This is a genomic window from Lederbergia sp. NSJ-179, assembly GCF_022867885.1.
Classification (GTDB): domain Bacteria; phylum Bacillota; class Bacilli; order Bacillales; family Bacillaceae_C; genus Lederbergia.
Window position 1 is genome coordinate 22,010 of the sequence record NZ_JALIFP010000040.1, and the last position, 14,071, is coordinate 36,080.

The following is a 14,071-nucleotide window of genomic DNA, read 5'->3' on the forward strand; positions in this document are numbered from 1 at the left end:
AACCCTGAAAGTTTAGTCGCTAAACGAACGCTTGCGCTTTTCTTTGTATACAGACAGCAAGTTAACCGCGCCTTGCACCACGTCCGCCACGTTTTGATTCTGTATTACGCTTTAATGAAGACAGACGATCCTCGCTATCTTTTAAAAAGCGATTCATCTTTGCCTCAAAACTTTCCTTTGGACGCTCATTCATCCGTTGATGACGAGGATGGTTTGAATGGGATTGACTCGATGGCTGATCCTTTGCCTTGCGAATCGACAGGCCAATCTTTCCGTCCTTCTCGACATTTAAAACCTTCACTAGGACTTCGTCGCCAACTGTTAAATGATCTTTAATATCCTTTACATAATTATCAGCTACTTCACTGATGTGAACAAGTCCCGTGGAGCCACCTGGCAATTCCACAAACGCCCCAAAATGAGTAATGCCTGTGACCTTGCCTTGTACCTTGCTGCCTACTTCGATCGACATAAAAAAATTTATCCTCCTTAAAAGTATAAAAATAAACCTTACCTTATATTATATCGAACTTTTAAAAAAAGTGTCAATATGACTCTTTTTCCTTTTCTTTTTCCTTTTTTGTCTCTGGAAGATTAAAAATGATTTCCCCTTTCTTAGAAAGAAAGTAATCTCTCCGCGCAAGCTTTGCTCTGTATTCATCATCATTCAGCTTTACAATTTCATTCTCTAATGTTGCTTGTTTCTTTTCCAAATTTGTAAGTTTCTGTTCCAATTCAGCTTTTTCTTTTTGTTTTGCCTCTAACATAGAGTTTTTAGAGATAAAGGAGGAAATAACTAAATAAGATAAGGCCAGTGCTAGAATAAAGAATACCGTAAGCCTGCGAATAAGAAGCTTTTTTCTTCTTGCCGCCTTCCTCATCGTAACTTCCTGTTGTTTCATATAATTTGTTTCTAATGACGCAACCTTTTTCATTCCCATCCCCAGGCCTCCTTACATTTATTTTGAAAAATATTTCCGAATAATGCCTTGAACAAAACGTATCATTCTATTCAAGATATTTTTTGTAGAATGAAATAACCTTTGAATTGTTGTTACCCAAGATTTAGGTAACAACATAAGAATACCTTTTGCTAATAGAGTAAACGGATACCCGATTATCTTTATTATCCATAATAACACGATCCCTATCCCTTTTACAAGCATCCATACGATACGCCCAATTCCTAACAGGATACTAAAGAGGAGAAGAACCATGCCTTTTATGGGGCGGTAAATAAGGATAAGAAATAACTTTTGAATAAAAGACCATGTCGCTTTGAAAAAGGAGATAATTCCTTCTAATATCCGAAGATAGATACCTTTTATTAAAGCTTGGTAAGCCGCAAAGCCGCAAAGGATCGCTAATACAAGATAAAACCGAATCTCACCAAAATTGACAAGGAATAACACATAAAAGATAATGACGCCGTGGAGGAGCCAAAATAAAATATCGTTTAAAAATACAATGATATTGTGACGACTTCCCCGCTTTAGAAAACGCTGATACGTGTCAAGTGATGCACCAAAAAAGCTGCCCATTCCTACCATGGCGAGCATGGTATAAAATTGTGTAGATAAACTCATCGGAACAACTTGCCAAAGAATCCTTTAGCCTTCTCTCCATGATGATCATCGAGATAAACAAGATCATATATTTTTCCTTTAATAGAGACAATGCCTCGATCAACGTCAAGATTCTTCATTTGTAAGTTTTGTCCATGGATGGATAGATAACCCATCGTCGTTTCTAATAGAAATTCCTCATTATCAAAACTTTCGACGTGTTTTACTCCCGTTATATCAAGTAGCCTTCTACCTCTCATAGTTAGATCATGCTCAGGTGCAGGGCCTTTATTAGCCGTAGATTCATGATATTGGTTCATTTTCATCCCTCATTTTTGTACTGATTTTATAATCATACATATGAGGGGAAATGAGTAAATAGAACAAGCCCTTCTTTGGAGGTAGACTCTTTCACACAAATTTATTCTTGGTTTCCCGTTGTTACTTTTTCTTCTTTTATTGTCTTATACATACTCGCGGCATCTTCTTTTTTCGTAGACTCCTGCAGTTCAGTCACCTCTATGGTCACAAGCTTTTGTCCAAAATGAATTTCTAATTCGTCTCCAACTTTTACATTGGAACCAGCCTTTGCTTGTTGTCCATTAATCAGAATTCTGCCCTTATCGGCGACTTCTTTTGCTAATGTCCGCCTTTTTATAAGCCGAGAAACCTTTAAAAATTTATCTAAGCGCATTGTAGTCATTCCATTCTTTCTCCTTTTTTATCAAACCTAAACGATTCTATAATCCTTTTTCCTTTGCTTCCTCCCAAAATCGGTCTAGTTGTTCTAGGGTATATTCTCCAAAGCTTTTACCGCTCTCACGCACTTTGCCTTCTATGTAGGTAAAGCGGCGGGCAAATTTCTCATTGGTGCTTTGAAGGGCTTCTTCAGGATGGATGTTTAAAAGTCTAGAAACGTTCACTATCGCAAATAATAGGTCTCCAAGTTCCTTGATTTGCTCTTGTTTATTATCTTTCGCTACCTCCCAATCAAATTCCTGCATTTCCTCCTTAACTTTTTTCCAGGCTTCTTTTGCCTGACCCCAATCAAAGCCTACTTTCGCCGCTCTCTTTTGATATTCATAGGCTTTTATTAAAGCTGGCAAGCCCTTTTCCGTTTTTCTAAGGATAGAGGAATCACCCTTTTTCTCATTCGCTTTGATCTTCTCCCAATTTGTGATCACTTCTTTTGAATTGCGGACTTCTATTTCACCAAATACATGGGGATGACGACGAACCATTTTGCTGGAGATACTTTCCAAGACATCCTCTATCGAAAACATGCCTTCATCTTCCCCGATTTGAGCATGAAGCATGATTTGTAGGAAAACATCTCCTAACTCTTCGATCATATTCTCAATATCATCATGGTCAATCGCCGCCAGTAGTTCATAGGCTTCTTCGATTAGATATTTTTTTAAAGATGAGTGGGTCTGTTCTTTATCCCAAGGACAGCCATTCGGACCACGTAAATCAGCGATAATTTGTCTTAGGGTAGAGAATTCCTTATAGGCAAGCTCTCGCTCCAAAACGGGCGGGACATACAAGCTTGTTAGATTATTTAATTTGACTCCATGATCCAACTGATACAAAGGCATTTTCCGCACCTGTTCATGCCCGCTGCCTGCTGCTGTCACAAGTATCACTTCATAATCAGCCGGATATTTCTCCAGTAGCGTTAATTTTACATGAGATGCAGTGAAGCCATCATAGACTTGGGCGATGATCACATGTTGATGGATTTGAATATGATCTCTGTTTAACGCTGTCCCATCTAAAAGTTGAAAACCGTCCATCGGGTCGATCTGTACTGCTGTAAATAAACTGTCAAGAAAACTTTGCCCCCCGAGAATATTGATCTCAATCTTCCTTTTCGGAGCTTCTTCAAGTAAAAGCTGAACGGTTTTTTCAGCGACTAGTGGATGGCCTGGAACAGCATACGTGATATTTTCCTTTTCAGCTTTGTGCAATAGATATTGGATGATTTCCTCATAAACGGAATTGAAATCATCATGTTTTTCATAAATGCTGTCGAACGATTCAAACGTGATCCCCTCCTCGACTAGATGGGATATTACCGGGTGCTCCCTCGTTCGTAAAAATAACGGTTTAACCTGTTTTAATGATTGATAGATCCCTAATGGCAGTTGATCCAAATCTCCAGAACCTAACCCGATAATCGTGATGGTATGATTCATTGCTCTTCATTCTCACTTTCTTTTGGAATTAAGGCGATTTAGCTTGTTGCCGAAAGGAAAAAAGGAAAGCTCTTCCTCTGTAAGCAACCCTCTTTTTAAGATGATCCATAAATAGGCCCCTGCCCCAAGAGCCACACCTGATAATGATCTTACTAAACTTGTCAGACGATTGATCTCCAAAAAGGAAAACAAATAGAACCATAATTGCAAAATCAGTGTCATACCAATCGCCGCGAAACAAATAGAAGGTGTCATTGTTTTTATTGTTTGCAAAATCGCGACTCGTTTATGTAAGCAACCAATCAATAAAACAGCCATCACCACTAACCCTATGACGGTGGAAAGGGCGGCTCCCATTGTTCCTAATATGGGAATTCCGATATAATTGCCGATGATTTTTATTCCAAGACCAATAAACAGATATTTTCCGATGACAAAGACATGGCCTAGCGCTTGTAAAATACCTATACAAATTAGAATGAAGGAAGTAAATAATATGGATAACGCAAGCACAGAAAGCACGGATGAGCCACGATCATTCGCAAACAACATAATATTGGTTGGCCGTATGATATTAATCAGCCCGATTGTGGCGCCCGTAGCAATCACAGTGGTAATTTTGATCGCTTGGATCGTTCTCATTTGAATCGCTGTTTCGTTATCCTTCATCCAGGCAGCCGTTACAATTGGCACTAACGTAAGAGAAAAGGAAGAAGCCACAACCGTTCCTAACTGAATAAGCGGTTGCCCTCGGTCAAAAATTCCCTTTAATGCTTTTGCTTTTTCCACCTCTACTCCGGAGTCAGTGAGGAGGGTATAGATGGTGAAAGAATCCACAAATTGAAATAAAATAAGCAACATGCTGCTAAGGCAAAAAATAGCTCCATGGACCAAAACAATTTGGGCCGTTTTATAAAATTTTTTCCAAGATAGGCCTTTTATAAAAAATAACGTATAAACTTTTCGTTTTAAGATATAGACGATAAGAATTCCAACCCCCACAACCCCTCCAATAATAGAACCTGCTATCGCCCCTGTCCCAACATGATAGAGAGAATGGCCTCGATTCGTTAAGACAATCGCCGCCATGATGATAATCAGAACTCTTACCGTTTGTTCTGTCACTTGACTTGCTGCTGTTGGCGTCATCTCCCCTAAACTTTGAAAATAACCACGGCCAATAGAGAAAAACGGGAGAAGTAAGAACAGGAAGGCACTCATTTGAATTAAAGGCGTTAACTGCTCATCCCCCATTAAAGTCGAAAGAAAATTAGCTCCAAAGAAAAAGAAACTAAATAAACCCATCCCGACTAGGAGAAGGGTGATGAAAGCGGCTTGCATTCGATGAGCTAAATACTCTCGCTTTCCCGTTCCATCTTCTGCGGCTAACTTTGAAATAATAACAGGAAATCCTGATGTCGCAAGAATCATTCCCACTCCATAAATCGGGTACACTTGCTGGTATATATAGAACCCAATATCTCCGACGATATTTTGATACGGTACACGATATACCGCACTTAAAACTTTTACAATAAAGGCAGCGACCGTTAAAATCAGGGCTCCCTTCATATATTGATTTGCTGGTTGTTTCGGCAATCGACATTCTCGCCTTTCAATGAATAATACTAAATAAAAATTATTATAACATGTTTTGAACTTATATCCTCTATACTTAATAAATGCGTTTCAAATAATCGCTTTCAAAACGATGGAAAAGGAGCTGGAGTAGGAGTGTAAAATCGCTGATAACGGATGAAGAGCGGCTTGGTTGTTACAAAGAAAAAGACAGATTGTTACACCTGTCTTCTTAGAGAATTATTGAATATGGAATGTCTTTTTAACAAATTCTATCACTTCTTCTGAAGAGCTCATGGACAGAACAGTCTCTTTTATACTTTTTGCTTGTTCTTTTTCCAGCCCTTTTATTTGTGCACGTGCCGGTAGGATGGATGTTGCACTCATTGAGAACTCATCGAGACCTAGTCCCATTAATATTGGAATCGCAATGGTATCTCCTGCCATTTCACCACACATCCCCACCCATTTCCCTTCTTTATGGGCTGCATCAATAACCATTGAAATGAGACGTAAAATTGCTGGATTGTATGGTTGATACAAGTATGATACACGCTCATTCATCCGGTCGGCTGCCATTGTGTATTGAATTAAGTCATTTGTTCCGATACTAAAGAAGTCAACTTCTTTTGCAAATTGGTCCGCCATTACGGCTGTTGAGGGAATCTCAACCATCATTCCAATTTCAATTGAATTTGAAACATGGATACCTTTTGCTACGAGCTTTTCTTTTTCCTCTAACAAAATAGCCTTCGCTTCCCTAAATTCAGAAACAGTCGCAACCATCGGGAACATAATTTTCAAATTTCCATAGCTGCTTGCACGTAACAATGCACGTAATTGGGTACGGAATATGTCCTGCTCCTCTAAACATAAACGAATCGCCCGAAAGCCTAAGAACGGGTTCATCTCTTTCGGAAGATTTAAGTAAGAAAGTTCTTTGTCTCCGCCAATGTCTAGCGTACGAACAACAACTGTTTTGCCCTCCATTTTTTCCAAAACGGTCTTATAAGCCTCAAATTGCTCGTCTTCTGTAGGAAGTTGATCTCTGCCCATGTATAAAAACTCTGTCCGATATAGACCGACAGCTTCACCGCCATTTTCTAACACACCTTTTACATCATCAGGTGTGCCGATGTTCGCTGCAAGCTCCACATGCTGGCCATCTTTCGATACGGTTGGTTCGTGAACTAGTTTTGCCCACTCCGCTTTTTGGGCTTCGTATTTTGCCTTTTTCTCCTTATATTGAGCAATCACATCATCTGAAGGATCAATCAAAACATCTCCATCAATGCCATCAACGATTACCATTACACCATTTTCAATATTGGATGTTGCTTGTTTTGTTCCAACAACTGCTGGTATTTCCATTGAACGTGCCATAATTGCAGAGTGAGAAGTACGACCGCCAATATCTGTTGTAAAACCTTTTACAAATTGACGATTTAATTGCGCTGTATCAGAAGGAGTTAAATCTTCTGCTATAATCACGACTTCTTCAGAAATTAGACTTGGATTCGGTATTTGAACCCCTAGTAAGTGGGCAATCACACGTTTTGTGACATCACGAATATCAGCCGCGCGTTCTTTCATATATTCATTATCCATTGATTCAAACATCGAAACAAACATATCAGCCGTTTCCTTCATTGCAACCTCAGCATTAATTCCCTCTGTCCCGATCTTATCAAAAACAGGATTAAGCATTTCCGGATCACTTAACACCAGTAAATGAGCGGCAAAAATTTCAGCTTTATCAGCGCCCAACTCACGGTTTGCATGGTCTTTTATTTTTTCAAGCTCTGATTTAGACTGATGGATTGCTTGCTCAAATCGTTGCTTTTCAGCTTCTGTGTCTGCAATTTCTTTCTTTTCAATCGTAAGCTCAGGTTCTTCCAAACGATAGGCTTTGGCTATGGCAATACCCGCTGAAGCCCCTATCCCTTTTAACTCAGTACTCATTATGCACCATGCCTTTCATCTGTCAATGTTTCTTCCATACCTGATATGATTTCTTCTACATCTGTACCAGCAACCATTTAACGAATTGGAGCTCCATTTCATTCTATTCTAAAGTAATTCCTAAATCAAATTCTATTCATTTTTCACTTTTATTTTCATTAAATCCGTTACTCCTCTTTCTGCATTCGTTGTATCTAGCTTATAAATTGACTCCATACATAACCGACATAACAAGGGTCCTCTCTAGGCAGAAATTTGACTAGAGAGGACCCAAAGTTTGTATTTGGCTTTCGCTTTTTTTTACTATGATTCCATTTGCCTGGCTAGGAAGCTGGCGGCTGTTTCGGCGGATTTTTGTTCAATTTCACCAATGGTGCGGTCTTTTGAGAAGATAACGACTGCTCCAATTGGATCACCGCTCGCAATAATAGGAGAAATGGCGTATGATGTCAGTTCTTCTTGGTTTCCTTCTACCAGTACTGTATTTCCTGCATTTTTTTCGATGCGTGAGGTACGATCAGCAATTGATTTTTCAATCATCTCTCCATTATGTTTATTCATGTATTCCTTCTTAGAAGTACCGGCAACGGCGATTACCCCATCACGGTCACAAATTAAAATAGAGCTGCCCAAGCTTTCAAATAGGGCCTCTGCATATTCTTTTGCGAAATCTCCTAGTTCACTAATAGGTGAGTATTTTTTCAAAATGACCTCGCCGTCTCTGTCCACGAAAATTTCAAGTGGATCCCCCTCACGAATTCTTAAAGTTCTACGAATTTCTTTTGGGATGACCACTCTTCCCAAATCATCAATTCGACGAACGATTCCAGTTGCTTTCATCTTAAGCTGCCTCACTTTCATCTGATGATTTTTTAGAAGCATTACTCCCATATGCATGGAAAACTTCGGCCAAATAAGGAGTGCCTCCAATTTTTTTGCTTTCATTTCCATTGGTTGTAAATTTAGTATCTTTCAGATGAAAAGTTCTATACATGAATTAGCTTATTTTTTTGGGTAAGGCAAGCATACGTTCCATATTTCTGATCGTAACTCCCTTATTTTTTTGCCGTTTTTAGCTTCTTCATCATTTCTTTTACAACCTGCAACCACTCTTCTTGAGGCATTTTCCCGATTTGGATGGTAATCTTTAATTGTGCTCCATCCATTCCAAGCCCAATTTTCCTTCCAAATTGGCTACAGATTTTGAATACCTTAGAGCCATCAGTTTCACCTGTTCCGCTCTCCGACATATGGATGGTGATCTCTGATTTGGATTGTTTAATGGATTCTAGTTTTGCCTCTCGGGCATAAACTTTTATTTCGGCTACGGTCAACAATAATTCAACTTGCTCTGGGTAATCACCGAATCGGTCAATCATCTCATCACGAAGTTCTTCCAACTCTTCTAATGTTTCTATATTTCTAAACCGCTTATACATTTCAATCTTCTGGTGCCCATCTTTAATATAGGTATCCGGAATATAGGCATCTAATTCCAATTCAACCTCAAAGGCAGGTGGTTTTTGCTGTTGTATTTCCCCTCTACGCTCATCAATTGCCTCTTTTAACATTTGCGAATATAAATCAAACCCAACAGAATCAATAAAGCCGTGCTGTTGTGCACCTAATAAATTTCCTGCTCCTCGAATCGATAAATCACGCATCGCAATTTTAAAGCCTGAACCAAGTTCCGTAAATTCCTTGATCGATTGTAATCGTTTTTCCGCAACTTCTGTCAACACCTTATTTCTTCTATACGTGAAATAAGCATAAGCAACCCGATTCGAGCGGCCGACTCTTCCCCTTAATTGATAGAGTTGGGAGAGCCCCATGCGATCAGCATCATGAACAATCAATGTATTCACATTCGGAATATCGACTCCTGTTTCAATAATCGTTGTTGTCACTAAGACATCAAATTCTCCGTCTAGAAAGCTGAGAATCACAGATTCCAATTCTGTCTCCGTCATTTGACCATGCGCATAAGCGACCCTTGCCTCTGGTACAAGCAAAGAAATTTCTTCTGTTTTTCTCTCAATATCCTCAACACGATTATATAAGAAATATACTTGCCCACCTCTTGCAAGTTCACGTTCTATTGACTCTTTGACAAGGGAACCATTATATTCCATTACAAAGGTTTGGATGGGAAACCGGTTTTCCGGCGGTGTTTCAATGACAGATAAATCACGTACTCCTAACATGGACATATGCAATGTTCTAGGAATCGGCGTAGCCGTCAATGTTAAAACGTCGATATTCGCTTTTAACTGTTTCAACTTTTCTTTATGGGTCACACCAAAGCGTTGTTCTTCATCCACAATCAATAATCCTAGATCGGCAAATTGAATATCTTTGGATAGCAATCGGTGTGTACCAATGACAATATCAATCGTTCCATTCTTTAAGCCTTTGGCTGTTTCTGTCTGCTGCTTTTTCGTCCGAAAACGACTAAGCAGACTTATACGAATCGGAAAATCCTGAAATCTTTCTTTCGCTGTTTCAAAATGTTGTTGAGCTAATATCGTGGTAGGGACAAGGAAAGCTACTTGTTTCCCGTCCATAATTGCCTTAAAAGCAGCACGAATGGCCACTTCTGTTTTCCCATAACCGACATCTCCACATAATAGTCGATCCATCGGTCTTTCTTTCTCCATATCTCGTTTTATCTCCGCAATGGAACGTAGCTGATCCTCTGTTTCTTGGTAAGGAAAAGATGCTTCTAATTCTCTTTGCATATCTCCATCTGGAGAGAACGCAAAACCTTTGGACGCTTCCCTTTCTGCGTACAACTTAATAAGGTCATCGGCAATATCTTTAACAGAAGTTTCTACTTTCTTTTTAACACGTTTCCAGTCGCTTCCACCCAACTTATAGATTTTTGGCTCTTTCCCCTCGGAGGCGACATATTTTTGAACCAAATCAATCTGTTCAACAGGCACATATAATTGGTCACTACCTTGATACCTTAAATGTAAATAATCCTTGTGTACTCCATTAATCACAAGCGTTTCGATTCCAAGATATTTCCCGATCCCATGATTTACATGAACAACATAATCGCCCACCTGCAGTTCGGAATAACTCTTAATTCGTTCGGCATTGGAGAGTTTTTGCTTTCTTTTTACCTTACGTGTCTTTTTATTAAAAATCTCTTCTTCTGTAATCACAGCCATTTTTGAGCCTAGCAATTCAAAACCAGTGGTGAGTGAACCCTTTCTAATTTGGATGCCTGATATTTGTGCAGTTGGGTCACTGACAAGCGCTGCCTCAATCTCATAATCCTCTAAAATAGAGTGGATCTTTTCTGCCCTTTCTTTATTCGGTGCCAAAAAGATCACAGAGAATTGATTTTTACGCCAACGCTCTACTTCACCTTTTAATAAATGCATTTGGCCGTGGAAATTTTGCATAAGTTTACAAGATATATTGGAAATATTTTGCGGATTGGTATTCGGAATATGCCGTAAAAACATTGATAAATAAATTTTTGGCAATGTCCGATTTTTTGCCATTAAGTCTGAGAACGGATGTGAAATCGGGATATCATGAACCATTTCCCCTTGCGCTAGTAAAGCCGTATACCATTCTGCCTCTTCCTTTTCCAATCGATCGTTCATCTCTTGAATACGACTCATCTCGTCGAAAATGAGCAACCCATTACTAGATAGATAATCTAGTAAACTGGCTGTAAGGTCATCATCAAAGGATAAATATTTGAAGAATTGTTCTGGTTTCTGTCCATTCCGTAATTGTTCCAAATCATAGCCAATCTTCTCCGCCATTTTTGCCTTTGCTTCTTGGCTTTTTAATTTTTTCAATGAATGGGCTAAGGCCGATTCCAATCGAGTGGCTATCACCTTTAATTGATCACTCTCTATAGGGGATTCTGTAGCAGGTCCGATTAGAACCTTGTCTCTTTTTTCTTTAGATCTTTGATCATCCAAAGAAAAAGTTCGAATCGAATCCACTTCTGTATCAAACAATTCAATCCGAATAGGGTCTATTTCTGTTAAAGGATAAATATCGATAATTCCACCACGCATACTGAATTCCCCTGGGGCGCTAACCATATCAGTCCGTTGATAGCCCATTTCTACCAATCGCATGATCTCGTTTTCTAGATGAATCTCCTTTCCAACTTCAATAGGCAATAGGTGCTCTTTCCATTTTGCTGGAGTCGGTAAGATTCTCCTAAGACCTGCAACAGGCACAATAAAAACACCATGACGACCAGATGTCATATAATTAAGGGTTTCAATTCTTTGTGCACGCAGTTCAGGGCTTGCAATTCCAATCTCTGCTGCGATCAATTCATTAGCAGGATAAAGAAATAATCGCTCTTCATCCATCAATTGTTGAAGATCTTCATAAATCTTTTGTGCTTGTAAAAGATTATGTGTTACAACAATAATGGATTTTTCAGTCTTATTAGCGGTAGCAGCAATAAAAACAGATCGTGCCGAACCCGATAACCCTGAAACAAGCTGTTCTTCTAATTTTTCATCTATTCCCGATAAAATGGATTGTATTTCGGTTTGTTGTAAAATTAAATTTGATAATGCTTCCATAACGTACTCCTTTTCCTTAAAATCCTGTTAAGGATGAACGGCTAAATTCGCGCCGTCCTGGCGCAACGCCGTTCTGACCCACTTCCTGTGGGCCTAAATTCGCGCTTTCCTGGCGCAACGCCGTTCTGATCAACATCCTGTTGGCCTAATTTGCTAACAGAAAAATGCTTTGGATCTCACTCCAAAGCGTTTAATGAATAAAGAAATCATATTGATGCAAATCAGGGTTTTTTTCAAGGGCCTTTTGACAATTTTCACAAATAGTCTGGATATAAATATCTCCATCTCCACTATAGGTGATCATCTCTTGTTTTTCAATCTCATTTAATTGATGGATTCCTAATTCTTCCTCTGTAAGCAGTTTGCCATTAATTGTACCCACCTTCACAGCACAATGACGACAAAAATAATGAACCTGCATAGTAGAGCCTCCTTACAAAACAATCGGTTCATATAGTATGAACAGGTTTATAAAGAGTTATTCAAGCTTATGCATTAAATTGGTTCATAACTTCAGGAAATGGCTTCTCAAGCCAAGTTTCACAGGCATCGGCACATGTATCAATGACAGACTGCATTTGTTGCCATTCTTCTTTATGAAATTTTCCTAATACATAATCCTGAACCATCATTCCTGCAGGGGGGCGATTAATTCCAACTCTAATCCGATTAAACTCTTGTGTACCTAAATGAGAAATCATTGATTTTATGCCATTATGGCCACCAGCACTTCCTTTTTGCCTCAACCGAATTTTCCCTACAGGTAAATCCAAATCATCATAAATTACTAATAAATCCTCTTGCTTTATCTCAAAATAATCCATCATAGGGCGGATACAGGCTCCTGATAAATTCATATATGTCAAAGGCTTTACAAATATAATCTTTTCCTCATTTCGATGAAGTAAGGAATATAACCCATTAAATTTTGTTTTCGTTAGAGGAACTTCGAATCGCTTCGCTAAAGTATCTATTACTTCAAAGCCAATATTATGCCTTGTACGATTATACGATCGGCCTGGATTTCCCAATCCAGCAATTAATTTCATCATCTATACACTCCAATATGAATTTGCACACATTTCTTATTATACAGGAAAAACAATCACGAGAGAAACCTTTATTGAAAGAATTCCACAGCATTAAGGCGCAGCCTTGTATGGCTGCGCAATTTAGCTCCTTTATAAATAAAACTGGAAAGCGTTTAAGGCTTCCATCTGTTCCTTTATCTTATTCCTCAGCGGACTTATCTTCACCAATGACTTCTGGTTCCGTTTGAGCTACTTCGTCAGATTCCTCTTCCTCTTCTCTTGGCGGCGATACGGTTACGATTGTTTCAATATCTTCATGATTAATGGTGATTTCATACTTATTTTTGATATCTCCAACTGTTATGGTATCACCAATTTGTTGATCCGTTACATCAATTTCAAACACATCAGGAATATTATTAGGTGTTGCTGTCACACTTAATTCATACAAAATTTGTTGGGTGATGCCACCTTGTTTGGCGCCTTCCGCTTCGCCGACCAATTCTACACGTACAAGTGCATCAATTTCCTGTTTCAGATCGACTGCTAGGAAATCAGCATGTGTAACCTCATTTTTAATCGGATCTTGTTGATATTCATGAAGAATAACATTTACCTTTTTTCCATCTAAATCTAATGCTATGACACCATTTCTTCCAACTTCACGCATCGTTTTGATAAATTCGATACTGTTTATAAAGATTGGTGTATTATTAACCTGGTAACCGTATACAACAGCCGGGATATCTCCTCTCCCTCTAATTGCTGTTAATTGTGAACGACGTCCGTGTTCACGTCTATTTGCAGTTAGAACTGTTTCCATAAACCACACGACCTCTCTCAACTATGTAAATTACTATAATCCTATTTATACCCTACCATAAATAAAATTAAACTTCAAAAAAAAAAAAAGAAAAGGGCATTTGAACAGGGTGATAAAATCCTATAGACCTACGACAAATTCTGCCTGCAGGATTGTGGGTCAGAACTTCGAGTCGTATCAAGAACTTCAACTCATTGGATGTATTTTCAAATCCCCCAAAAACATAAGAAAAACCGGGCAAACCCCGCCCGGTCCTTTTCTATCCACCCAGACTAGAGGAAATCCGATAATTTATATTCCTGTCCATGTAGGCCTTTATAATACTCTGGATACATTTCTCCAC

General features: G+C 38.9%; 13 protein-coding genes. All 13 read right to left on the reverse strand.

Translation table 11 applies throughout. From position 1 onward, the window contains the following. Window positions 1-61 precede the first annotated feature (61 nt). Window positions 62-472, reverse strand: coding sequence for a S1 domain-containing RNA-binding protein (locus MUB24_RS19540; RefSeq protein WP_244707094.1), 411 nt, complete (start codon window positions 470-472; stop codon window positions 62-64). Window positions 473-545: 73 nt separating this feature from the next. Beyond that, a complete protein-coding gene (locus MUB24_RS19545; RefSeq protein ID WP_244707096.1) occupies window positions 546-941 on the reverse strand; it encodes an FtsB family cell division protein in 396 nt (131 codons plus the stop codon). 18 nt (window positions 942-959) lie between these two features. Next, complete coding sequence (yabQ, locus tag MUB24_RS19550; RefSeq protein WP_244707098.1) at window positions 960-1,586, reverse strand: spore cortex biosynthesis protein YabQ; 627 nt, start codon at window positions 1,584-1,586, stop codon at window positions 960-962. Beyond that, window positions 1,583-1,885 carry a sporulation protein YabP gene (yabP, locus tag MUB24_RS19555; RefSeq protein ID WP_244707100.1) on the reverse strand — a complete coding sequence of 101 codons (303 nt, stop codon included), beginning with the start codon at window positions 1,883-1,885 and terminating at the stop codon, window positions 1,583-1,585. Before yabP ends, yabQ begins: the two co-directional genes overlap by 4 nt. A gap of 101 nt (window positions 1,886-1,986) precedes the next feature. Beyond that, window positions 1,987-2,259, reverse strand: a complete 273-nt coding sequence (locus MUB24_RS19560) for an RNA-binding S4 domain-containing protein (protein WP_244707117.1) — start codon at window positions 2,257-2,259, stop codon at window positions 1,987-1,989. A 46-nt stretch (window positions 2,260-2,305) separates the two neighbouring features. After that, the gene (yabN, locus tag MUB24_RS19565) at window positions 2,306-3,763 is read right to left on the reverse strand and encodes a bifunctional methyltransferase/pyrophosphohydrolase YabN (protein ID WP_244707102.1); all 1,458 of its coding nucleotides are present in this window, start codon (window positions 3,761-3,763) and stop codon (window positions 2,306-2,308) included. Window positions 3,764-3,775: 12 nt separating this feature from the next. Beyond that, window positions 3,776-5,362, reverse strand: a complete 1,587-nt coding sequence (locus MUB24_RS19570; protein WP_244707104.1) for a putative polysaccharide biosynthesis protein — start codon at window positions 5,360-5,362, stop codon at window positions 3,776-3,778. Window positions 5,363-5,581: 219 nt separating this feature from the next. Further along, window positions 5,582-7,303 carry a phosphoenolpyruvate--protein phosphotransferase gene (ptsP, locus tag MUB24_RS19575; RefSeq protein ID WP_244707106.1) on the reverse strand — a complete coding sequence of 574 codons (1,722 nt, stop codon included), beginning with the start codon at window positions 7,301-7,303 and terminating at the stop codon, window positions 5,582-5,584. Window positions 7,304-7,606: 303 nt separating this feature from the next. Beyond that, window positions 7,607-8,143, reverse strand: a complete 537-nt coding sequence (spoVT, locus tag MUB24_RS19580) for a stage V sporulation protein T (protein ID WP_280517078.1) — start codon at window positions 8,141-8,143, stop codon at window positions 7,607-7,609. A gap of 215 nt (window positions 8,144-8,358) precedes the next feature. Further along, window positions 8,359-11,874: a transcription-repair coupling factor gene (mfd, locus tag MUB24_RS19585; protein ID WP_244707108.1), complete on the reverse strand. Its 3,516-nt coding sequence runs from the start codon at window positions 11,872-11,874 to the stop codon at window positions 8,359-8,361. A gap of 190 nt (window positions 11,875-12,064) precedes the next feature. After that, on the reverse strand, window positions 12,065-12,295 hold the full coding sequence (gene fin / locus MUB24_RS19590) for an anti-sigma-F factor Fin (RefSeq protein ID WP_244707110.1): 231 nt from the start codon (window positions 12,293-12,295) through the stop codon (window positions 12,065-12,067). Window positions 12,296-12,362: 67 nt separating this feature from the next. Further along, window positions 12,363-12,923 (reverse strand): aminoacyl-tRNA hydrolase, encoded by a 561-nt coding sequence (gene pth, locus MUB24_RS19595; protein ID WP_244707121.1) that lies wholly within the window; start codon window positions 12,921-12,923, stop codon window positions 12,363-12,365. Window positions 12,924-13,104: 181 nt separating this feature from the next. Then, a complete protein-coding gene (locus MUB24_RS19600; protein WP_244707112.1) occupies window positions 13,105-13,728 on the reverse strand; it encodes a 50S ribosomal protein L25/general stress protein Ctc in 624 nt (207 codons plus the stop codon). Between the last annotated feature and the right edge of the window lie 343 nt (window positions 13,729-14,071).